The sequence below is a fragment of the Streptosporangium sp. NPDC000396 genome (assembly GCF_042898655.1).
Lineage (GTDB): Bacteria > Actinomycetota > Actinomycetes > Streptosporangiales > Streptosporangiaceae > Streptosporangium.
Window position 1 is genome coordinate 93,497 of the sequence record NZ_JBIAZA010000006.1, and the last position, 21,370, is coordinate 114,866.

18 protein-coding genes, 1 tRNA gene and 1 pseudogene are annotated in these 21,370 nt (G+C 70.0%); 12 read left to right on the top strand and 8 right to left on the bottom strand.

What is annotated here, in order from left to right; all coding sequences use genetic code 11:
- The first annotated feature begins 102 nt into the window (after positions 1-102).
- From ACFY2X_RS11575 to ACFY2X_RS11590, 4 genes are all read left to right on the top strand, one after another.
- Positions 103-175, top strand: a tRNA-Leu gene (locus ACFY2X_RS11575).
- 385 nt (positions 176-560) lie between these two features.
- Positions 561-1,340 carry a Bax inhibitor-1/YccA family protein gene (locus ACFY2X_RS11580; protein ID WP_389936070.1) on the top strand — a complete coding sequence of 260 codons (780 nt, stop codon included), beginning with the start codon at positions 561-563 and terminating at the stop codon, positions 1,338-1,340.
- Between the two features lie 187 nt (positions 1,341-1,527).
- A complete protein-coding gene (locus tag ACFY2X_RS11585) occupies positions 1,528-1,755 on the top strand; it encodes a DUF4287 domain-containing protein (RefSeq protein ID WP_389936827.1) in 228 nt (75 codons plus the stop codon).
- Positions 1,756-1,826: 71 nt separating this feature from the next.
- Positions 1,827-2,237, top strand: a complete 411-nt coding sequence (locus ACFY2X_RS11590; protein WP_389936073.1) for a PPOX class F420-dependent oxidoreductase — start codon at positions 1,827-1,829, stop codon at positions 2,235-2,237.
- On the opposite strand, the gene ACFY2X_RS11595 is transcribed toward ACFY2X_RS11590, so the two are convergent.
- From ACFY2X_RS11595 to ACFY2X_RS11605, 3 genes are all read right to left on the bottom strand, one after another.
- On the bottom strand, positions 2,238-3,458 hold the full coding sequence (locus ACFY2X_RS11595) for an acetyl-CoA C-acetyltransferase (RefSeq protein WP_389936076.1): 1,221 nt from the start codon (positions 3,456-3,458) through the stop codon (positions 2,238-2,240).
- 140 nt (positions 3,459-3,598) lie between these two features.
- Positions 3,599-4,948 (bottom strand): PQQ-binding-like beta-propeller repeat protein, encoded by a 1,350-nt coding sequence (locus tag ACFY2X_RS11600; RefSeq protein ID WP_389936078.1) that lies wholly within the window; start codon positions 4,946-4,948, stop codon positions 3,599-3,601.
- A 53-nt stretch (positions 4,949-5,001) separates the two neighbouring features.
- A complete protein-coding gene (locus tag ACFY2X_RS11605) occupies positions 5,002-5,976 on the bottom strand; it encodes an SGNH/GDSL hydrolase family protein (protein WP_389936081.1) in 975 nt (324 codons plus the stop codon).
- 135 nt (positions 5,977-6,111) lie between these two features.
- Between ACFY2X_RS11605 and ACFY2X_RS11610 the strand changes: the two genes are divergently transcribed.
- The 3 genes and pseudogenes from ACFY2X_RS11610 to tnpB all read left to right on the top strand — a co-directional run bounded on the left by ACFY2X_RS11610 (position 6,112) and on the right by tnpB (position 9,281).
- A complete protein-coding gene (locus tag ACFY2X_RS11610; RefSeq protein ID WP_389936084.1) occupies positions 6,112-7,479 on the top strand; it encodes a cystathionine beta-synthase in 1,368 nt (455 codons plus the stop codon).
- 205 nt (positions 7,480-7,684) lie between these two features.
- Positions 7,685-7,948 (top strand): annotated as a pseudogene (locus ACFY2X_RS11615) (recombinase family protein); the annotation flags it as partial.
- Between the two features lie 31 nt (positions 7,949-7,979).
- Positions 7,980-9,281 carry an IS607 family element RNA-guided endonuclease TnpB gene (gene tnpB / locus ACFY2X_RS11620; RefSeq protein ID WP_389936087.1) on the top strand — a complete coding sequence of 434 codons (1,302 nt, stop codon included), beginning with the start codon at positions 7,980-7,982 and terminating at the stop codon, positions 9,279-9,281.
- A gap of 73 nt (positions 9,282-9,354) precedes the next feature.
- On the opposite strand, the gene ACFY2X_RS11625 is transcribed toward tnpB, so the two are convergent.
- Positions 9,355-10,599 (bottom strand): sensor histidine kinase, encoded by a 1,245-nt coding sequence (locus tag ACFY2X_RS11625; RefSeq protein WP_389936090.1) that lies wholly within the window; start codon positions 10,597-10,599, stop codon positions 9,355-9,357.
- A gap of 137 nt (positions 10,600-10,736) precedes the next feature.
- Between ACFY2X_RS11625 and ACFY2X_RS11630 the strand changes: the two genes are divergently transcribed.
- Positions 10,737-10,949: a hypothetical protein gene (locus ACFY2X_RS11630; protein ID WP_389936093.1), complete on the top strand. Its 213-nt coding sequence runs from the start codon at positions 10,737-10,739 to the stop codon at positions 10,947-10,949.
- A gap of 308 nt (positions 10,950-11,257) precedes the next feature.
- Positions 11,258-12,397, top strand: coding sequence for a cystathionine gamma-synthase (locus ACFY2X_RS11635; RefSeq protein ID WP_389936096.1), 1,140 nt, complete (start codon positions 11,258-11,260; stop codon positions 12,395-12,397).
- Positions 12,398-12,508: 111 nt separating this feature from the next.
- Here the strand turns inward: ACFY2X_RS11635 and ACFY2X_RS11640 are convergent, their stop codons facing one another.
- Complete coding sequence (locus ACFY2X_RS11640) at positions 12,509-12,937, bottom strand: hypothetical protein (protein ID WP_389936099.1); 429 nt, start codon at positions 12,935-12,937, stop codon at positions 12,509-12,511.
- Between the two features lie 583 nt (positions 12,938-13,520).
- Here ACFY2X_RS11640 and ACFY2X_RS11645 point away from each other — a divergent pair.
- Positions 13,521-13,931 carry a DUF6292 family protein gene (locus ACFY2X_RS11645; protein ID WP_389936830.1) on the top strand — a complete coding sequence of 137 codons (411 nt, stop codon included), beginning with the start codon at positions 13,521-13,523 and terminating at the stop codon, positions 13,929-13,931.
- A gap of 129 nt (positions 13,932-14,060) precedes the next feature.
- Here ACFY2X_RS11645 and ACFY2X_RS11650 read toward each other — a convergent pair whose 3' ends face one another.
- Together ACFY2X_RS11650 and ACFY2X_RS11655 are read right to left on the bottom strand one after the other, a co-directional pair.
- The gene (locus ACFY2X_RS11650; protein WP_389936102.1) at positions 14,061-16,007 is read right to left on the bottom strand and encodes a hypothetical protein; all 1,947 of its coding nucleotides are present in this window, start codon (positions 16,005-16,007) and stop codon (positions 14,061-14,063) included.
- A 9-nt stretch (positions 16,008-16,016) separates the two neighbouring features.
- Entirely contained in the window at positions 16,017-17,414 is a 1,398-nt protein-coding gene (locus ACFY2X_RS11655; protein ID WP_389936105.1) for a sigma 54-interacting transcriptional regulator, read from the bottom strand.
- A gap of 191 nt (positions 17,415-17,605) precedes the next feature.
- Here ACFY2X_RS11655 and ACFY2X_RS11660 point away from each other — a divergent pair, with 191 nt between their 5' ends.
- Positions 17,606-18,751 (top strand): FIST N-terminal domain-containing protein, encoded by a 1,146-nt coding sequence (locus tag ACFY2X_RS11660; RefSeq protein ID WP_389936108.1) that lies wholly within the window; start codon positions 17,606-17,608, stop codon positions 18,749-18,751.
- A 15-nt stretch (positions 18,752-18,766) separates the two neighbouring features.
- Complete coding sequence (locus ACFY2X_RS11665; RefSeq protein ID WP_389936111.1) at positions 18,767-19,813, top strand: ROK family protein; 1,047 nt, start codon at positions 18,767-18,769, stop codon at positions 19,811-19,813.
- Between the two features lie 321 nt (positions 19,814-20,134).
- On the opposite strand, the gene ACFY2X_RS11670 is transcribed toward ACFY2X_RS11665, so the two are convergent.
- Entirely contained in the window at positions 20,135-21,316 is a 1,182-nt protein-coding gene (locus tag ACFY2X_RS11670; protein WP_389936115.1) for an ABC transporter permease, read from the bottom strand.
- Positions 21,317-21,370 lie beyond the last annotated feature (54 nt).

Here is a 21,370-nt window from a genome sequence, read left to right on the forward strand (position 1 = left end):
TGGCCCGGCCCCTGAGATCCGGCCGGGAGGTCGCTATCTCGTGTGACGCTTGATACGAAGTTGTGCTCCTCGGACGAGTGGTCCGTTACGTATGATTGCGGCGTCCCCGTAGCCCAATGGCAGAGGCAAACCCCTTAAAAGGGTTCGAGTGAGGGTTCGAGTCCCTCCGGGGGCACTCGTTCCGATCTGCATGATCAGCCCGTGACCAGCGAAAACGCGGTCACGGGCCGATTGTTTTGTTCGCTGTCCGCCGGCGCGGATCGCCCGGCGTCCGGCCCGGCCGGACGCCGGGCGCGGACGCATGAGGCGGAAGGGAGAGCGGGCGGGTTCTCCTGGGGGAGACCTGGCGGGTTCTCCCGGGGCGACGCTCGTGTGGGAAGATCGAACAGCGGGTAGTGATGCCGGTGGGAAAGCCGGGGAACCTCGCGAGAAAGCCGTTCGTTGGACCCTTCGGCGGTAGCCGTACGACTGTCTGACCCAGACATGGATATCAACACGATACGGCCGTGTGACAACCGATCTAATACGCTGATCGCGTAGGTCGCAGCGTGGAGGCAGCGATGGAGAGCAAGAACCCCGTATTCAGTCGGCAGCCCAACGGCTATCAGCAGGCCTGGGGATCGCCGACCCCTGAACAGCTTCAGGGCATGTACGACCGGCCGGCGTACGCACCCCCCGCACAGCGGACGATGACGATCGACGACGTGGTCGTGCGCGGGTTCATCACGCTGGGCACACTGGTCGTCTCCGCCGCGGTGGCCTGGGCGCTCAACCTCGGCCCGGCGGCCTTGTTCGTCGGCGTGATCACCGGCCTCGTGCTCGGCCTGATCATCTCGTTCAAGCAGAGCACCAACCCGGTGCTGATCCTCGGCTACTCGGTCGCCTACGGCGTGGCCGTGGGTGTGGCCAGCCACGTCTACAACGACCTGTATCACGGCATCGTCTTCCAGGCCGTGGTCGGCACGGCGCTCGCCTTCGGCGCCATGCTGGCGGTGTACTCCTTGCGCATCATCCGGGTCACTCCGAAGTTCACCAAGTTCGTCATCGCGGCGGGCCTGGGGCTGATGGGCCTCATGCTCGTCAACCTGGTCGCGAGCTTCTTCATCGCGGACGGCATCGGCATCCGCTCCGGCGGTGCGCTGGCCTACGTGTTCAGCGTCGCGGCGATCCTGGTGGGCTGCTTCTTCCTGCTGCTCGACTTCGACTCGGTCGAGCAGGGCGTGCGGGCCGGTGCCCCGGAGAAATACTCCTGGCTGATGGCCTTCGGCCTGACGGTCACGCTGGTCTGGATCTACCTGGAGATCCTGCGCCTGCTGAGCTACTTCACGAGTAACGACTAGCAACACGCGGAAAACCCCTGCCGGAGTCGCTCCGGCAGGGGTTTTTCCTTGTGCGGGGCGGGCATGCGGGTTACGAAAAGCAGCCAATGCTTGACGAAGCATGGCAAATGACCAGCTAGTGAGGGCTTGCTATCTGGGAGCTCGTGATGCACTGTCAAGCAAAGGAGCCCTATCCGTGGAGGTGCCCATGTCGTTGAACCACTCACCGGAGACGCAGGACAAGTTGATCGCAAGGGTCCCGGATGTCACGGGACGCGCACTCCCAGAGTGGTTCCGAGCTATCGACAACGGCCCGTCCTTCCTGCGCTGTGAGGAGCGGGCCAACTGGCTCGCCCAGGAGCACGGGCTGACCCACGGCTACGCCGCCGCCATCGTGCACGAGCACGAGCGTCACCGCCGCAGCCGTCACCTGTAAGTCCTCTATCTTCGTAAGGCCCGCATCCCCGCCGGTGGTGCGGGCTTCGCGTGCGCGAGCATGATAGAGACATGGATCTTGACAAGGCACGCGACTTCATCCGCGACAACCACCGCGCGGTCATGCTCACCTGGCACGCCGACGGGCGGCCGCAGATGTCCCCGGTCACCGTGGGGCTGGACGGCGAAGGGCACGCGATCGTCAGCACCAGGGAGACCGCCGCGAAGGTTCGCAACCTCCGCAGGAATCCCCAGGTGGCGCTCTGCGTGACGACGGACGCCTTCTTCGGCTCCTGGATCCAGATCGAGGGGACCGCCGAGATCGTCCCGCTGCCCGAGGCGATGGAGCTCCTGGTGAACTACTACCGCGACATCTCCGGCGAGCATCCCGACTGGGACGACTACCGGGCGGCCATGGAGCGGGACCGGCGGGTGATCCTGAGGATCGAGATCACCCGCGCAGGTCCCGACGTCCACGGCTGATCAGCTGAGGCGCTCCAGGACCATGGCCATGCCCTGGCCGCCACCCACGCACATGGTCTCCAGGCCGATCGACTTGTCGTGGAACCGGAGGCTGTTGATCAGGGTGGAGGTGATCCGGGCACCGGTCATGCCGAACGGGTGGCCCACCGCGATGGCGCCGCCGTTGACGTTGAGCCGGTCGATGTCGATGCCGAGGTCCCGGTAGGACGGGATGACCTGGGCGGCGAAGGCCTCGTTGATCTCGACGAGGTCCACGTCGCCGATGGACATGCCCGCCCGGGCCAGGGCCTGCTTGGAGGCACCGACCGGGCCCAGGCCCATGATCTCGGGAGACAGGCCCGTCACGCCGGTGGAGACGATCCGGGCGAGGGGGGTGATGCCCAGCTCGGCGGCCTTGGTGTCGCTCATCACGATCACCGCGGCGGCGCCGTCGTTCAACGGGCAGCAGTTTCCGGCGGTCACCGTGCCGTCAGGGCGGAAGGACGGCTTGAGCTGGGAGACCACCTCGTAGGTGGTGCCCGCGCGGGGACCGTCGTCCTTGCTGACCACGGTCCCGTCGGGCAGGGTCACCGGCGTGATGTCCGTCTCCCAGAAACCGTTGGCGATCGCCTTCTCGGCCAGGTTCTGGGACCGGACGCCGAACTCGTCCTGATCCTGGCGGGACACGCCCTTCAGCCCGGCGAGGTTCTCCGCGGTCTGGCCCATGGCGATGTAGATGTCGGGCACCGCGCCGTCCTCGCGCGGGTCGTGCCAGACCCCGCCACCGCCCTCGGCGGCCTTGGCCGTACGGCCGCGGGCGTCGTCGAACACCGGGTTCTGCGTGTCGGGCAGCGAGTCGGAGTTGCCCTTGGCGAAGCGGGAGACGCACTCCACGCCCGCCGAGATGAACACGTCGCCCTCGCCCGCCTTGATCGCGTGCAGAGCCATCCGGGTGGTCTGCAGGGAGGAGGAGCAGTAGCGGGTGACGGTGGTGCCGGGCACGTTGTCCAGCCCGAGCAGCGTGGCGACCACGCGGCCCATGTTGAATCCCTGCTCGCCGCCCGGCAGGCCGCAGCCCAGCATCAGGTCGTCGATGGTGGTCGGGTCGAGTTGGGGGACCTTGGCCAGCGCGGCCTTGATCATCTGTACGGTCAGGTCATCGGGACGGATGTCCTTGAGGGACCCCTTGAAGGCGCGTCCGATCGGCGAGCGCGCGGTTGCGACGATGACTGCCTCGGGCATGTGGCTCTCCTGGGTTTGTTAGTCGCTCCTGTGCGGAGGTTACCGCGCGGTAGGCCAGAAGCCACGACCCGGGGCGGGATGAAACAGAACTTTGTACGGCACGCGCAAGGGCCCCGCCCTGAGGCGGGGCCCGGCGCGGCTCAGCCGTACATGCCGGGCGTGGTGCCGGCGCCGTCCTTGATCCCGTGCAGTCCGCCCTTCTCGTCACGCCATATCCGCCAGCCGTTCTGGCTGCCGGTGAACCACGTGGGCGGGGCGGTGGAGCCGGCCGCCTTCTTGCCGCTGGCCAGGTCGAACTCGCACAGCGAGGCCACCGAGTAGAAGCCCGCGTTCTGGTCCTTGAGCGCGAGCGGCTTGGGGTCGGTGGCGCAGAAGGACCAGCCGCGCTCGTCCTTGAGTTCGGCGCTCTGGCCGGTGGCCAGGTCGAAGACGCTGCCGGGCTTGTCGTGCCTGAGGAAGCCGAGCTTGTCCATCCGGTCGGGGAAGGCCAGCCACCAGCCCGCGCCGGGGACCTGGGCCGCGGGGATCTGGCCGAGGACCCGGCCGCTCTCGGCGTCCAGCCGGGCGAAGCCGCCGTACTGGCCCTGCTGGTCGACCGGGCGGACCACCGGCGCGAAGCCGGGGCTGCCGCTGGGATAGACCCGCACCACCGAGGGGCGGATCCAGTTGACCGTTCCGTCGGCGAGCTTGACGGAGAACAGGCCGAAGGAGGAGACCTTCTTCGTCGTGGGGTTGGTGTAGGGGGCGACGTATCCGATGAGGTTGTCGGCCGTCGCGCCGAACGACCAGCCGCCCGACATGTCCACCCCGGCGCCGAGCGGCTGCTCGACGGGCAGCTGCCAGACGACCTTGCCGCTCTTCAGGTCACGCGCCTCAAGGACGGGGTGTTGGGCGAGGCGGAGCAGCACCACGCGGGAGGCGTCGGACCACTCGACCTCGGCGATGCCGGGGAGCTTCCACATCGTCCTGCCCGTGAGCGGATCCAGCACGACGACCCGGGCCTTGGAGAGCGCCGTGTGCTCCGACACGCAAACGAAGGCCCCGCACCGTTGCGGCCCGAACGTCGAGTGCAGCGGCCGGGTCCACTTCTGGGCCCCGCTCTTCGCGTCGACGGCGGCGAGCGTGGCGTTCCACCGGCCCTGCCTGGCGGGATCGATCGCCACCGCGACGGCCTGGCCCTGGGCGGTCTCGACGATCGCGGGCGGCGGAATCCCCATCCCCGGCAGGCGGCCCGCCATGGTCGCGGGGCGGGCCCACAGCTTCTTGCCCGAGGCGAGGTCGACGGCCACCGTCTCCAGCGTGCCGTCGGGCCTCATGGAGGTCGTCGCGGCGACGCCACCGGCGGCGACGGTGCGGCTGACCGCGTTCACCTCGGTGGTGTGCCAGATGGGGTAGGCCGGTGTGGCCGCTTCACTGCCGGAACAGCCGGCCAAGGCCAGGACTCCGGCGAGCACCAGAGCCGGTTTCGCGTGGGGCCGGATCACGGGCATTCCACTCCAATGGGGGCGAGGCGCCACGACTTCGCCGCGGAGAGTAACCGTGCTCAGGCGTCGTCGGGCAGAGCCCAGGTCCTCCGGCGGAGCATCGTCACCCACCGTCCGTGGGGTCCGGTTGCTCGGCCGGCGACGCGGGTCGCGGAGACTTCGGCGCCGGGTTCCTCCGCGGCCATAGCCGCCGCAAGGTAAATCGACTCGGTGCGCTGAGGTCGCGGTTCGGGCCACAGTCCCAACGCACTGCATACAGAAGGTAGCACTGCGTACGCAACCTGTAGATAACCTTGGGCAGATGGATGGAAACGATCTGGTCCGAATAGCTCACCCGGGTTTGTATCGAATTCCGGCCCCAGCATGTCTGCGAAGGCCACCGTCCGCCCGCCCGCCTCGACCACGGCGACCGTCTGCGCCGCGGCGAGCTGACGGCTCCAGCGCCGGGTCACCCAGCGCAGCGGCTGCGCGATCGGCCGGATCGTGCCCAGGTCGGGGCAGGTGCCCACGACCACCTCGGCGCCCGCCTCACGAAGCCGCCGCACCGCTTTCTGCAGGTGCCGTACGGCCCGTGCCGGCATCGTCTGCGTGGTGACGTCGTTGGCGCCGATGAAGATGATCGCGATCTCGGGTAAGGCCCCGAGGGCCAGGTCCACCTGCTCTCCGAGCTCGGCGGAGGCCGCCCCCGACTTGCCGGCCACGGTCAGCCGTACCGGCCGCTCGGCGATGACGGACAGGCCCGAGGCGATCAGGACGGCCGGGGTGTCGGCCGGGTCCGTGGTGCCCAGTCCCACCGAGGTGGAGTCGCCCAGCATGACCATCCGGATCGGTTCACCCTCGAAGTCACCGTAGACTCCATCCGACGGCGGCCCTTCCATGCCGTGCGGGCGGCCGACGATGCGGCGAGCCAGGACACCCTCGGCGAGCAGAAGTCCGTAGGCGGCCGCGCCGAGCGCGGTGAGGCCTCCTCCGCCCACGGCCGCGGCGGCGGCGATGCGGCGGGCGGCTCGTGCGGCCCCGGGTGTCCAGGTCACGTGGCGTTGCTCCCTTGATACGGCGCGGCGGTAGCGTTGCCTTGAAAGCTAGCCGAGTCCCGCCCACCCCCAGGGGACCACGGCGTTCAACACAACAAGCTGACAGAGCTTTGGTATTTCGAGGTGATCATCCCGGTGCGCGTACATGACTCGCTTGTCGAGCTGATGGGCAACACTCCGCTTGTCCGGCTACACAAGGTGACGGCGGGGCTGCCGGCCCAGGTGCTCGCCAAGGTGGAATATTTCAACCCCGGCGGTTCGGTGAAGGACCGGATCGCGGTGCGCATGATCGACGCCGCGGAGCAGTCGGGCGCCCTGCGTCCCGGGGGCACGATCGTGGAGCCCACGTCGGGCAACACGGGTGTGGGCCTGGCCATCGTGGCTCAGCAGCGCGGCTACAAGTGCCTGTTCGTGGTGCCCGACAAGGTGGCCCAGGACAAGATCGCGGTGCTCCGCGCCTACGGGGCCGAGGTCGTGGTCTGCCCGACGGCCGTCTCTCCCGACCACCCGAACTCCTACTACTCCGTCTCGGACCGGCTGGCCAGGGAGACGCCGAACGCCTGGAAGCCGGACCAGTACTCCAACCCCAACAACCCCGAAAGCCACTACTACTCCACCGGCCCGGAGATCTGGGAGCAGACCGAAGGGCGGATCACCCACTTCGTGGCGGGCGTCGGCACGGGCGGCACGATCAGCGGCACCGGACGCTACCTCAAGGAGGTCTCCGGCGGTCGCGTGAAGATCATCGGTGCCGACCCGGAGGGCTCGGTCTACTCCGGCGGCACCGGGCGGCCGTACCTGGTCGAGGGCGTCGGCGAGGACATCTGGCCGGCCACCTACGACACCACGATCTGTGACGAGATCATCGCCGTCTCCGACAAGGACTCCTTCGGCATGACCCGCCGCCTGGCCCGCGAGGAGGCGCTGCTGGTGGGCGGCTCCTGCGGCATGGCGACGGTCGCGGCGCTGCGCGTGGCCAAGCAGGCCGGTCCGGACGACGTGGTCGTGGTCCTGCTGCCGGACAGCGGCCGGGGCTACCTGTCGAAGATCTTCAACGACGAGTGGATGGCCGACTACGGCTTCCTGACCACCTCCACCGACGAGGGACTGGTCAGGGACGTGCTGCTCCGCAAGGGTTCCAGCCTGCCGGAGTTCGTGCACACCCACCCGCACGAGTCGGTGGACACCGCCATCGCCATCATGCGGGAGTACGGCGTGTCGCAGCTCCCGGTGATGAAGGAGGAGCCGCCGGTCATGGCCGCCGAGGTGGTCGGCTCGATCGTGGAGCGCGACCTGCTCGACGCCCTCTACCGGGGCCGGGTACGGCCGACCGACCCGCTGGCCGAGCACATGTCCCAGCCGCTGCCGATGATCGGCGCGGGTGAGCCGGTCTCCATCGCGGTCGACGCGCTGGAGAAGGCCGATGCCGCGGTCGTCCTCGACGACGGCAAGCCCGTCGGGCTGCTCACCCGCCAGGACCTGCTGGCGTTCCTCGTCAACTAACCGGAGCCACCGGGCGTGACCGGCCGGAGCCATCGGGCGCCCGGGCTGTGGACGGCCCGCCCCTCAGGGCGGGCCGTCCTTCGGTGCGGGGAGAGGACCCTTGGTCGGAGGGGCCCAGAGGGGCGGAGAAGAACCCGGTCAGAGGGGTCGGGAACTGTTCACTAAAACATGAGCGAACGTGAGCGAACGCATGTTTAATCGGTGCGTGAAGCTTGCCGAGTGGGCGCGGTCGCAGGGCATTCACCCGCAGATCGCTTACCGGTGGTTCCGGGAAGGCAAAATGCCTGTCCCGGCCCGCCGTCTGCCCACCGGCACGATCGTCGTGGACGGTCCGGCCGCCGGGAGCCCAGGCGGGGCCGCGCTGTACGCGCGGGTGTCTTCCCACGATCAGCGCGCCGACCTGGACCGGCAGATAGCCCGCCTGACCTGTTTCGCCACCGGTGCCGGACTGGCCGTGGTGGCGTCGGTCACCGCCGCCAAGCCGCTGATCGCCAGACCTCGTGAAGGTCGTTCGGGCGTACCGGTACGCCCTTGACCCCACGCTCGCGCAGGAGGGCGCGCTGGCGTCGCACTGCGGTGCGGCGCGGTTCGCCTTCAACTGGGGGCTTGCCCTGGTCAAGGCCGCCCTGGACCAGCGGGAGGCGGAAAAGACCTACGGCATCGGCAGGGAACTGCTGACCGAGGCGCCCTGGTCGCTGCCCGCGCTGCGCCGGGCGTGGAACACCGCCAAGGGCGCGGTCGCGCCCTGGTGGGCGGACAACTCGAAAGAGGCCTACAGCAGCGGCCTGGACGGCCTGGCCCGGGCACTGAAGAACTGGGCCGCCTCCCGCAGGGGCGAGCGAAAAGGCAAACCTGTGGGGTTTCCCCGGTTCAAGGCCAAGCACCGCACCATCCTGTCGTGCCGGTTCACCACCGGTGTCATCCGCCTGGAGACCGACCGCCGCCACGTCACGCTGCCCCGGCTGGGCACCATCCGCACCGCCGAATCCACCCGCAAGCTCGCCCGGCACCTGGAACGCGGCACGGGGCGGATCCTGTCGGCCACCATCCGGCACCAGGGCGGCCGGTGGTTCGTCGCGTTCACCTGCGCAATCGACCGGGCCGACCGCGCCCCGGCCCGGCCGGATGCCGTGGTCGGGGTGGATCTCGGGGTCACGGCGCTGGCGGTGCTGTCCACCGGCGAGACGATCGACAACCCCAAGCACCACCGGGCGGCGCTGCGCAAGCTGCGCAGACTGAACAGGGAACTGGCCCGCCGCCAGGGCCCCCGCACCCCGAGCGGGGGCCGGCGCGAGGCGTCGGCCCGCTGGCGCACGACCAAGGCGGCACTCGGTAAGGCGCACGCGCGGGTGGCCGGCCGGCGGCGCGACGGCCTGCACCAGCTCACCAGTCGGCTGGCCGCCGCCTACGGCACGGTCGTGGTCGAAGACCTCCACGTGGCCGGGATGCTGGCCAACCGCCGCCTGGCCCGCGCCGTCGCCGATGCCGGCATGGCCGAGGTGCGGCGGCAGCTCGCCTACAAGACCACCTGGAGGGGCGGGCGGCTTGTTGTGGCCGACCGCTGGTTCGCCTCCAGTAAGACGTGCTCGGCATGTGGCGCGGTGAAAGCCAAGCTCGCCCTGTCGGAACGCACCTACGCGTGTATCGCCTGCGGTCTGGTCCTGGACCGGGATGTCAACGCCGCACGCAACCTGGCCGCGCTCGCGGCCCGGTATGAGCACGACGTCGCCCAGAGTTGCGGGGAGACGGAAAACGCCCGTGGAGCCGGTGTAAGACCCACCCGGGTGGGCTGTCGGCAGTGAAGCGGGAACCCCGGGAAACCGGGGAACGCCGTGGCCACAAGGCCACGGCTGCCTGACCTGTGCTCACATGTGATCACACTTCAGGTAACGGGAACTCCGCCAGCACCTCCCAGGCTCCACCAGGGGTGGGACCGGCGGTGAGGCGGCCGCCGAGCGCCTCGACGCGCTCGGCCATGCCCACCAGGCCGAACCCGCCCCCCAGATGGGCGAACCTGGCGTCGGAGGCCGAGCCGTAGTTGCGCACGCGCAGCCTCACCGTGCCCGTCGCGGCCCGGCCACGCGGGTCCTGCCTGCCGCCGGAGCCCGCCCTGCCGCCCGCGCCCCTCCTGCCGGGCCCCGCCTGCCCGTCCGAGCCGTCGCTCAGCTTCAGGTCGGCCTCCACCCACCCGGTGCCCGGGGCGTGCCTTCGGACGTTGGTGAGAGACTCCTGAAGGACCCGGTGAAGGGTGGTCATCACCTCCGGAGGCAGGGTGTCGTCGGTGATGCCCGGGCCGATGTCGAAGGCGACCGTGGGGCCGCCGGCGGAGAAGCGCTCCACCATCGTGCGCATGTCCACGAGCCTCGTGCCGGGAGACCGGGCGGCCTCGTCCTCGGCCCGGAGCACGCTGACCAGGCGGCGCATCGAGGTCAGCGCGTCCGTTCCGGCGGTGGCGATCGCCTCCAGCGAGGGGACCACGGTCTCCGGCTTCTGCTCGGCGACGACCTTGGCCGCCTGCGCCTGGACGACGATCCCGGTGATGTGATGGGCGACCAGGTCGTGCAGTTCCCTGGCGAGTTCCAGGCGCTCGGCCCGCCGTACCGAGTTCACCGCCTCCTTGCGGCGCTCCAGCTGGAAGCGGAGGTAGGCGCCGATCCCCGCGGCGGTGGACCAGCCGATGAAGAGGAGGAAACCGACCGCCAGGGACGTGTTGGTGCTGTTCAGACGTCCCGCCGTGGCCTCCAGCACGATCATCGACGTCACGGAGAACAGCGCGGCCCGCCTGATGGGCTCGATCTGGCGCAGCCCGCCGATGGTGAGGATCAGCAGCGACCCGATCTCGGCCAGGCTCGGTGTTCCGTTGTTGTCGGTGAGCCCGATGATCAGGGTGCACGTGAACGACAGCGCCAGGAGGGTGGTGAACGTCGCGATCCGCCGGGAATGGCGCAGCATCACGGCCACGATGCCGGTGGCACCGCACAGCAGGTTCAGCCACACCGTCCACTGGTCGCTCTCCGCCGCCGCCACGAGGTCGATCAGGAGCAGCAACACCAGCCAGCCGACCAGCGCGATCTCACTGAGCCGCTTTATCCAGTAGACGACGCGATGTGTTTCTCCCACGGCCAATGAGCCTAAGCCCATAGTTGACAGGCCATATCAGCCTTTTGACTGAGCGGCCGGGCGAGGAACTGGTCCTTCAGCGGAGGCGAGACACGGGGTCCCCGGCCGATGCTTGATGTGTCGAAGGGGAGAGAGAAATGACCGTGATCGGGATCGTGCTGCTGGCTGTCGGACTTGTGGTCGTGGTGGCTCTGGCGCTCGCCGACCCCGTCCTGCTGTCGCGCATCAACGGGGAGTTCGCCGAGGGCGGCAGCGGCCGTCACGTCCAGACCTCTCCGGCGGAGGCCGCCGGAGAGGTCGTGCGGCTGCGGGTGCGCCGGGTGGAGAGCCGCGAGCCGCAGGCCGCGTAGGGCGTACGGTGCCTGCCCGGAAGGAATCCGCGAGGCCGTACGGCGCCTGCCCGGAAGGGGGTGGGACCACGACGGCCGGGGCGCCGCCGGGGGTTCCAGGATCACGGCGGACGGGACGTTGCCGAGGGTTTCGGGATCATGTCGGCCGGGACCGCCGGGGGTGCGGGATCGCGACGGACGGGGGCGTTGCCGGGAATTCCGATCGGCTCGTGGTTCACGAAGGGGGCGAACCACGGGCCGATCGGCGTTCCGGCGGCGTGTCATAGCGTCATGGCGCCAATGTCGTTTTTGCGAGTAGCGTTGGCCGCATGACCGAAGGATTCGAGACACTGGCCATTCACGCAGGTCAGGAACCCGACCCCTACACCGGGGCCGTTGTTCCGCCGATCTATGCGGTGTCCACATATAAGCAGGACGGCGTGGGGGGACTGCGCGCCGGATACGAGTACAGCCGATCGGCCAACCCGACGAGGACGGCGCTGGAAGAGGCGATCGCCGCCGTCGAGGGCGGCACCCGGGGCCTGGCCTTCGCCTCGGGCCTGGCCGCCGAGGACACCATCCTCCGTACGGTCTGCAAGCCGGATGACCACGTCATCATCCCGAACGACGCCTACGGCGGCACCTACCGGCTGTTCTCGAAGGTGCACCAGCCTTGGAACCTGCACTACGACCCGGTGCCGCTCGGCAACCTGAGCGCGGTGGCGGCCGCCATGACGCAGAAGACCAAGCTCGTCTGGGTGGAGACGCCGACCAACCCGCTGCTCGGCATCGCCGACATCGCGGCCCTGGCCGAGCTCGCGCACGAGAACGGCGCGTTGCTGGTGGTGGACAACACCTTCGCCTCGCCGTACCTTCAGCAGCCGCTGGCGCTGGGTGCGGACATCGTGGTCCACTCCACCACCAAGTATGTGGGCGGCCACTCCGACGTGGTCGGCGGTGCGATCGTCACGCGCGACGCCGAGCTGGGCCAGCGTCTCGCCTTCAACCAGAACGCGATGGGCGCGGTGGCCGGGCCCTTCGACGCGTGGCTGACGCTGCGGGGTCTCAAGACGCTCGCGGTGCGGATGGAGCGCCACTGCGACAACGCCGAGCGGGTGGTGGACCTGCTGCTCGCCCACCCGAAGGTGACCTCGGTGCTGTACCCGGGCCTGCCCGAGCACCCCGGCCACGAGATCGCGGCCAAGCAGATGAGGCGTTTCGGGGGCATGATCTCCTTCCGGGTCGCCGGAGGGGAGACCGAGGCGGTCGAGCTGTGCAACCGGACCAAGCTGTTCACCCTGGGCGAGTCGCTCGGCGGCGTGGAGTCGCTGATCGAGCACCCCGGCCGGATGACCCACGCCTCCGTGGCGGGATCGGTGCTGGAGGTCCCCGGTGACCTGGTCCGCCTGTCGGTCGGCATCGAGTCGATCGACGACCTGCTCGCGGACCTGAGCCGGGCACTGGGCTAGAACCCGGGCCGGATCCCGGCCCAGGGCGGGTTCCGGGCCGGGCCTGGGCGGGATCCGGGCCGGCTTCGAGCCGGGTTCGTCCCCCGCGGCAGGCGGAATCCGGGCCACAGGCTAAACGGGGTTGCCCCAGACCATCAGCGCCAGGATGACCAGCCAGATCAGGGCGACCACGCCGGAGAGCGCGGCGATCCGCCCGGTCTGCATCTTCGCGTCGCCGGCGTCCGGGTTCTCGTGGCTGAGGACCCGGATGGCGGTGACCTGATCCCGGTCCACGATGATCAGGAGCACCGCGGCGACGATGAAGAGCGTCATGGAGATCGACAGGTAGGGCTTGCCCAGGTATTCGCGGCCCAGCAACAGGCCGAACACGAACACGCCGACGGCCGCGAAGCCGTAGATCCGCGTGGTCTTGTGCAGGTAGCGCAGGACGTTGACGTCCCCGGCGCGGATGAACCTGGGCGTGGACATGGTGGCGGCGGTGACCGGTCCCAGCGCGAAGATCGCGAAGCCGATGTGCAGCCAGAGCAGCAGGTCTGTCATGCGCCAGACATTAGCCTTCGGTGATCTCATCTGGATATGACCCGCGCAGGTCTCGTCGGCCTCCGAGGCCTTCCGAATGATCGTTCGAGGTCCGCAGCGGGGCGGTGGGCGCGTGTTCCGGGGTTCGGCCGGGCCTTTCCCGGACGCCGCCGCCTTTCAGAGCGGGACCGGGTCAGGACGGGGCCGGGTCACTCCGCGTTGAAGACGTCCTGTCTGTCACCGGCGCGGGAGACGGAGCACACCTCGTAACAGACGCAGGCGATGAACACCAGCAGCAGAAGAATCGCCGCGGCCATCGGACCGCCTCACTTTCTCTCGTCGACGGCGAGTGCCATCGATGAGAGAGACCGATCTGCCGACGGAGGAGTTGTCAGATGAACATCACATTTTGGACAACCCATTTTCCGGCGGCTCGCGATGGTAGATCTTCGCATTTCGGCCATGAGCATCCCGGTTGAGTGAGTAGGATCACTGGCGGGCTCGTTCCCGTGTGACGGGGCCGTCGGCGGTCAGACCGCGGTCGTGCCGGGCGAGCGTTGATCCAGGTCGTGCACGACGGCACAAGGGAGTGCCCGCTGTGGGTATGAAACATGTCGAGCCGTACACCGAGGAGTGGCGACACCAGCCGGCCCTCTACGTGAGCTGCGTCGTCGAGGCGCTGGGCGCCGAGGCCGTCGACTGGTGGGAGGGTCCGTGCGACCCGCGCGCCGCCACGATCCTCCTGGCCGGTGGCGAAGCCCTGGTCTGGGACGAGGAGAGCGGCTGGCGCCGAGGCCGTTACATGTCCGGTGATCGCGATCACTGCACGACCCTCGCCGACGCCCGCTATCTCGGTGGCGGCCTGCTGCTCCGCCCCGAGCGCGTGCCCTCCGCCGTCGCCGACGCCCGGGCGGGCGTCGGCAACAGTACGGCCTGGCGGCCCTGCTACCGCTCCTACCGCCACTACCGTGACGGCTTCGACCTCGCGCTCAACGCCTACGTGACCTACGCCTGAGATCGGAGCTTCCGCGGGCAGGCCGTACGGTGCCCACCTGGCCCTGAGGGCCGGCGGAGCCGGGGGCGGCGTGCCCGGCGAAGTCCGGGAGCACGGCGCCACCCGGCCGTGAGACCGGCGGAGCCCGGATCAGCGTGTCCGGCGGGTCCGCAGGAAGTCGCTGACGACGTATTCGCCCAGGCGGTCGGCGCTGGAGGAGAACACCCGGCCGCCGTTGCGCCGGGCGACCTCGTTCACGAACTCTCTCAGGCGCTCGTCCTCGGCGAGCATGAACACGTTGAGCGTCGCCTTGCGCCGGGTCATCTTGTCCACTTCGGCGAGCGTCAGTTCGAGCGTCTCGTGCGTGGGCGGCCACTCGAAGGCGGCTGAGCCGTTGCGCCGCAGGTGAGCGGTCGGCTCGCCGTCGGTGACCACCAGCACGACCGGCTCGAAGTCCGGGTGACGGTCCAGATGACGGCCCGCGATCAGCAGGGCGTGGTGCAGGTTCGTGCCCTGGACCATGTCCCACTCCAGCCCGGCGAGTTCGTCGGGCTGCAGGACGCGGGCGTAGTTGGAGAAACCGATGATCTGCACGGAGTCTTGGGGAAACTTCGAGGAGACCAGCGCCTGCAAGGCCATCGCGGTCTGCTTGGCCGCCGCCCAGGTGCCGCGCAGAGCCATCGAGTAGGACAGGTCCACCAGCAGGCACACCGCCGCGGCCGTGCGCCTCTCGGTCTCGGCCACCTCGAAGTCGTCGACCGACAGGGTCACCGTCCCGGTGCTCCCGCCGCGCCGCACGCCGTTGATCACGGTGCGCACGACGTCGATGGGCTGCTCGTCGCCGAACCGCCAGGGCCGGGAGGAGCCGGTGAGCTCCCCGGCGGCGCCGGCGTCCACCTGGTCGTGGTCTCCGCGGCGCCCCGCGTCGAGGGAGGCGAAGACGCGGCGCAGGGCGGTCTCGCCGAGGCGCCGGACGGCCTTGGGGGTGAGCTCCAGCTTGCCGCGCTGACGGCGGAGGTAACCCTGCTGCTCCAGCTCGCGCTCGATCCGCTTGAGCGCCTCCAGGTCGTCGACGGCCGAGCGGCCGAGGGCGCGGCGGATCGCCGCCTCGTCGATGTCGTCCATCCGGGCGCCGGGGTAGTCCTGGCGGAGCGCGGCCTCCAGCTGGGTCAGGTCGGCGAGTTCGTCCAGGGCGGTCACCGCGTCGCCCATCGCCATGGGCTCCTCGCCGGTCAGCCGCTCGGGGGTGTTCCAGGCGAGGTCGGGACGGCGGGCGTAGAGGGACTCGCCCAGGCGGCGCATCTGCTCGGCCAGCCCGGCCTGCTCCAGCGTCTGGTTGATCAGCTCGCTGAGCTCCTCGCGCTGGCTGGGAGTGAGCGAGGCCAGCAGGCGCTGGGTGGCGGCGGCCCGCCGGGCGAGGGTGTCGACCAGCTCCTCCAGGTTCCGCGGCGACTCCGGGAACATGTCTCCATATTTCGACATGAACTCATCGAAATCTTCCTGGGTGTGCTCGCCTCGCGCGTCCCGTTCGAGCATGTCGTTCAGCTCGGACATCATCTGCTGGACCCGCTCCATGGCGGCGGGGTCAGGGTTGGCCAGAGCCTCCCGCATGCCGCGGAACTGGCTGTCGAGCACCTCCCTGCGCAGCAGGTCGCGCAGTTCCTCGAAGGTCTGCCGCGCGGCGGCCGAACGCCACTGGTAGTCGTTCAGCTCCCGGATCGCACTCGCGGTGTCCTCCGGGAGAGCGTCGAGCTCCGACTCGCGCAGGCGGGCGTCGTCGGACGGGTCGGGGAACAGCTCGGCCCGCTCCTGGCCGATCGCCTTGTCCAGCAGGGCCCTGGCCCGCTCCAGCGTTCCGTCGAGGCGGCCACGCTCACGCAGCTCGCGCCGGCGCCGCCGTACCTCACGGAGCAGCTCGTCCAGTCCCCGCCGGTCCTGCGCGCCGGGCAGGCCCCGCTTGAGCAGGTCACGCAGGGCGTGGCCGGGGTTGGAGCCGGACAGGATGTCGTCGCCCATCTGGTCGAGCGCAGAACGAACGTCGTACGGCGGGGCGAGCGGGTCGGGCCCGTCCCGGTATTCGCCATAGCGGTAGCTCATGCTGACACCTCAGGTGCGGTAGACCGCCGTGCCGTCCACCTCGTCTTTGGACAGGCGGCGAAGGAGGTAAAGCCCTTCGAGGGCGAACTCCAGCGCGGCCGCGGCGTGCCCGGGGGACTCGTCGCCGATGCCGAGCCGCGACATGATCTTGGCGAGGCCCGGCACCGGGCCGATCTCGCGCAACAGCTCGGCGGCGGAGATGAGGGGCCCGGACTCGACCTGGACCCCCTCGGAGAACTTCTCCAGCAGCGAGGACAGATCAAGGCCGCCGAGCGTGCCGCGGAACGTCTCGGCCATGGCCCGGCGGAGCAGGTGGGCGAGGACCTCGGTCTCCCGGCCCTCCTCGCTGACCTCGAACTCCACCTTGCCGCGCAGCGTGTGCACGATGCCCGGCAGGTCGGCGACCCGGGTCACCGCGCGCTCCTCGCCGGTCAGGGCGGCACGCCGTACGGCGGAGGCGGCGGCGGTCTCGGCCGCGGCGATGGAGAATCGGGCCGACACCCCGGACCGTGAGTCCACCGCGGTGGACTCACGGACAAGCCGGGTGAAACGGGCGATCACCTCGACCAGGTGGTCGGGCAGGTCGGCGCCCACCTGGTCGAGCGCGGCCTCCTGGCGGATGAGCGCGAGCTCGGCCTCGACCGAGAGCGGGTAGTGGGTGCGGATCTCGGCGCCGAAGCGGTCCTTCAGGGGGGTGATGATCCGGCCGCGGTTGGTGTAGTCCTCGGGGTTGGCGCTGGCGATCAGCAGGATGTCCAGCGGCAGGCGCAGGTTGTATCCCCGGACCTGGATGTCGCGCTCCTCCAGCACGTTGAGCAGCGACACCTGGATCCGCTCGGCGAGGTCGGGCAGCTCGTTGACGGAGAAGACACCTCGGTTGCTCCGCGGGACCAGGCCGTAGTGGACGGTCTCCGGGTCGCCGAGCGTGCGTCCCTCCGCGATCTTTATCGGGTCGATGTCGCCGATCAGGTCGCCCACGGAGGTGTCGGGCGTGGCGAGCTTCTCGCCATACCGATCGTCCCGGTGCCTCCAGGAGATCGGCAGCTCTTCTCCCATGTCGGTGGCCAGGCGGCGGCAGCGGACGCAGGAGGGCTCGTAGGGGTGGTCGTTGATCTCGCATCCGTCGACGATCGGAGTCCACTCGTCGAGCAGAGTGGCGACGGTGCGGATGAGCCGGGTCTTTCCCTGACCCCGCTCGCCGAGCAGGACGAGATCGTGCCCGGCGAGCAGAGCTCGCTCCAGATGGGGCAGGACGGTGTCGTCGAAGCCCACGATGCCCGGGAACCGCGGCTCTCCGGCCCGGAGGCGGGCGAGGAGGTTGTCACGGATCTCGGCCTTTACCGTGCGGTGGATATGACCGCTCGCGCGTAGCTCACGCAGAGTACGTGGCTCTGGGAATTGAGGCACGGGATCGAGCCTACGTCCCCGAAGCCGAAACCGGCACTCTTATCCCACTTTCGGATCTTGGTATTGCATGCCGGTCATCACGCGTGCTTGCTCTCGCAGTGGGGAGAATCGCTCCAAGACAAGGTTTCGGACAAGAAGGAGAGGCGAGGCGAGTGGCGCTGTTGACGAGCCGTTTCGCCGATGGTCTCGCTGTGGGATCTGACCTGGTCACCGCGGCCGAGACCGCGGTGCGCCGGGCCCTGTCCGGCCTTACCGGACCGGCTGACCTGATCTGTTTCTTCATCTGCGGCGACGATCCCGACGAGGTCTCCCGGGCCGGGCTGAGGGCGATGAACCTGGCCGGGGGCGCCTCGGTGATCGGGTGCAGCGCCACGGGAGTGATCGGCGACGGGCAGGGAATCGAGGTCACCCCCTCGGTGAGCGCCTGGGCGGCGAGCCTGAACGGGGCCAGGCTGACGACCTTCGCCCTGGACACCTTGCGAACCGAGGACCGCTTCGTCGTGGTCGGCCTGCCCGAGCGCGGTTCCGACGACCACGCGGCCATCCTGCTGGCCGACCCTTATAGCTTCCCCACCGATGGCTTCGTCGAGCGCTCCGGCGAAGTGCTGGGCGACCTTCCGCTGATCGGCGGCCTGGCCAACGCGCTTCAGGGGCGGGGCGCGGTGCGGCTGTTCGCCGACGGGAACGTCTACACCGAGGGCGCCGTCGGCGTGCTGCTCAGCGGTCCGGTCAAGGTCAGCACCGTGGTCAGCCAGGGCTGCCGCCCGATCGGCCCGACGATGGCCGTCACCGGCGCCGAGGACAACCTGCTTCTCGAACTCGCCGGCCAGCCCGCTCTCGCCCGGCTGGAGGAGATCGTCAGCGCCCTGGACGAGGACGACCGGGACCTCGTCGCCTCGGGGCTGCAGATCGGCGTCGCCATGGACGAATACGCCGAGCGGCACGAGCGCGGCGACTTCCTGATCCGTGGCGTGCTCGGGATCGACCCCGAGAGGGAGGCCGTGGCCATCGGGGACGTCCTTGAGATCGGCCGCACCGTCCGCTTCCAGGTCCGTGACGCGGCCACCGCCGACGAGGACCTCTACGAGCTGCTCGACGCGCACCGGGAGGAGTTCGGCACGGTGGACGGGGCGCTGCTGTTCTCCTGCAACGGCCGGGGCTCCGCCATGTTCGGCAGCGCCGACCACGACGCGATCGCGATCCGCGACACGCTCGGTCCCATCGGTGTGGCCGGATTCTTCGCGGCCGGAGAGGTCGGACCGGTCGGCGGGCAGAACCACGTGCACGGCTTCACCGCCTCTGTCCTGGTCTTTTCCTCCCAAACGAGCGCCGACTGACCCTATGATCATTAGGTGTCCGGATTGGTGCTCGCCGTCGACATAGGCGGCACGAAGTTCGCCGTGGCCCTGGTGGATCCCGAGGGAAGCGTGCGGTCGGCCCGCCGGGTGGCGACACCGCCGGGCGGTGACGCGCCGACCCTGTGGAAGACGCTCGACGAGCTGATCGACTCCGTACTGGCCGGCTCCGCGCCGGACACGTCCGTGGTCGACGGTGTGGGGATCGGCTGCGGCGGCCCGATGACCTGGCCTGACGGCGTGGTCTCGCCTCTGAACATGCCAGGGTGGCGCGACTTCCCGCTGCGGGCGAAGCTCGCCGGGCGATTCCCCGGGGTGCCGGTGCGCATCCACAACGATGCCGTCTGCCTGGCCGTCGCCGAGCACTGGCGGGGCGCGGGACGGGGCAGCGCCAACATGCTCGGCATGGTCGTGTCCACGGGCGTGGGCGGCGGTCTGATCCTGGGCGACCGGCTGATCGACGGCGGCAGCGGCAACGCCGGGCACATCGGGCACGTCGTGGTCGATCCCGAAGGGCCCGCCTGCGGCTGCGGCGGCCACGGCTGCCTGGAGGCCGTCGCCCGCGGCCCGGGCCTGGCCGCCTGGGCTGTGGAACAGGGCTGGAAACCGGGTGCCGCCGGGCCGCTCACGCCGTCCGGGAACGAGATCGGAGCCCCCGGCGACAGGGCTGTGCCGGGCGCCGGGGCCGTTCCGTCCACGCCGTCCTATGCGGAGGCGGCGGTGGCCAGCGGGCGGCGGCTCGCCCTGGACGCCCGGGCGGGCGACGAGATCGCCCTCGCCGCCATGAACCGCGCCGGGCGGGCCCTGGGCGTGGCCATCGCCTCGGCCACACACCTGTGCGACCTGGACGTCGTCACCATCGGCGGCGGACTCTCCCAGGCGGGACCCCTGCTGTTCGAACCGCTGGAGACCGCCCTCCGGGAGCACGCCCGGATGGGGTTCGCCCGGCGGGTCCGGGTCGTCCCGGCCTCCCTCGGCCAGGACGCGGGCCTGGTCGGCGCGGCCGGCCTGATCCTCGCCGCCGACCGCTACTGGCCCCACTAACGCACCCGCCGTACGGCCCCTCTGCTCCGCTGACGTGCCCGCCGTACGGTTCCTCATTCTTGTAATGGCTTTTTCCCGTACGGCTGCGCCCGCCTGGCCGCGCCTCGCCGTACGGGGCCGGGCTTCGTGGGGCGCCGCTCCTCCAGTGCGCGTGGCCGCTCGCCGTGACGGCGGGCCGTTCACCAGCCGCCCGCGCTGCCGCGCGGATGAGCTGCGCCCGCCTGTCCCCGTTCTCCCCACCCGTGAGGCCCGCCCTTCGCCCGATCGAGCACCTCCCGAGTCGGCACATCCCCCTTCTCGATCTGAGACACCTGACCGGATTCAGCGCAGGGCGTCCACGGGTTCCATGCGGGCGGCTCGCAGGGCCGGGTAGAGACCCGCGAGCAGGCCGACCAGGGCGCCGACGACGGGGGCGGTCAGGGCCAGGCGGGCGTCGAGGACGGGGGTCCACTGTTTCGCGGCGGAGATCGCGACGACGGAGACCAGGCCGAGGCTGGCGCCGATCACACCGCCGGTCATGCCGATCAACGTGGACTCCAGCAGGAACTGGGCGGCGATGTGGCGGCGGGCGGCGCCCAGGGAACGGCGCAGGCCGATCTCGGCGACGCGTTCCATGACGGTGACCAGGGTGACATTGGCGATGCCGACCGCGCCGACCACCAGCGAGACCAGGCCGAGGATCAGGAACAGGCCGTTGACGTCGTCCTGAACGCCGTCTCGGGCGCGTTTGGGGCTGGGCGGGGCGATCACCTGGAGTTCGCTCGCGTGGTTGGGGCTCAGCGCGGTGGGGGCCTGCCCGGCGATCAGGTCGGCGGCGCCGAGGGTGGTGTTGACCAGGACGCGGGTGACGCTCTTCAGGCCGAAGTCGGCGCCGATCGCGGGCGGCACGATCACGGCGGTGGACAGGATCTGCTCGCGGCGCAGGTCTCCCAGGACGCCGATGACGGTGTAGGCGCGGTCGTTGATGAAGACGGCCGGGGCGTTCTCCAGACGGGTGACGCCCAGCATCTGGGCGGCCTGGTCGCCGAGGACCACCACACGGTCGCGGCGCTGGACGTGACCGACGTCGAAGAAACGGCCTTTGGCCATCCGGCCGTGGACCGTCCGTGGAAGGTCGGGGCCGCTTGCCACCACGGCCAGGGTCTGGCTGGTGACCCGGGTGGGGTCCACCAGGGTGTTGGAGGTGACCTGAAGGTTGGAACTCTTGTCGTTCTGGGCGAGTGCGGTGGCCGAAGTGACCCCGCGCAGCCGGGTGAGCGCCGCGGGGGAGTCCCAGGTGACCAGGGGATCGGGCTTCTCGGGCACCTCGACGGTGATCGCGGTGGCGGTGAGCTCGTCGAACCGGCCGACGATCTGGTTACCGGCGGTGGCGGCGACGCCCAGCGTGATGACCAGGGTGGTGATGCCGAGGACGGTGCCCAGCGTGGTCAGCGCGGAGCGCACGGGGCGGGCGAGCATGCCTGCGAGGGCTTCGGACCACAGGTCGCGGATGTCCACGGTCATACCTCGCAGACAGGGCCGGTAAGGGGACGGAGGGTGGGCGTGTCGGGAAGGGGA

Excerpts from the sequence above, each read along its gene's own strand:
- ACFY2X_RS11630 (WP_389936093.1), top strand. The coding sequence starts at position 10,737 with ATGACCGTGATCGGGATCGTGCTGCTGGCTGTCGGACTTGTGGTCGTG.
- ACFY2X_RS11670 (WP_389936115.1), bottom strand. The coding sequence starts at position 21,316 with ATGACCGTGGACATCCGCGACCTGTGGTCCGAAGCCCTCGCAGGCATG.
- ACFY2X_RS11600 (WP_389936078.1), bottom strand. The coding sequence starts at position 4,948 with ATGCCCGTGATCCGGCCCCACGCGAAACCGGCTCTGGTGCTCGCCGGA.
- ACFY2X_RS11595 (WP_389936076.1), bottom strand. The coding sequence starts at position 3,458 with ATGCCCGAGGCAGTCATCGTCGCAACCGCGCGCTCGCCGATCGGACGC.
- ACFY2X_RS11590 (WP_389936073.1), top strand. The coding sequence starts at position 1,827 with ATGGATCTTGACAAGGCACGCGACTTCATCCGCGACAACCACCGCGCG.
- ACFY2X_RS11650 (WP_389936102.1), bottom strand. The coding sequence starts at position 16,007 with ATGAGCTACCGCTATGGCGAATACCGGGACGGGCCCGACCCGCTCGCC.
- ACFY2X_RS11635 (WP_389936096.1), top strand. The coding sequence starts at position 11,258 with ATGACCGAAGGATTCGAGACACTGGCCATTCACGCAGGTCAGGAACCC.
- ACFY2X_RS11580 (WP_389936070.1), top strand. The coding sequence starts at position 561 with ATGGAGAGCAAGAACCCCGTATTCAGTCGGCAGCCCAACGGCTATCAG.
- ACFY2X_RS11585 (WP_389936827.1), top strand. The coding sequence starts at position 1,528 with ATGTCGTTGAACCACTCACCGGAGACGCAGGACAAGTTGATCGCAAGG.
- ACFY2X_RS11640 (WP_389936099.1), bottom strand. The coding sequence starts at position 12,937 with ATGACAGACCTGCTGCTCTGGCTGCACATCGGCTTCGCGATCTTCGCG.
- ACFY2X_RS11645 (WP_389936830.1), top strand. The coding sequence starts at position 13,521 with ATGAAACATGTCGAGCCGTACACCGAGGAGTGGCGACACCAGCCGGCC.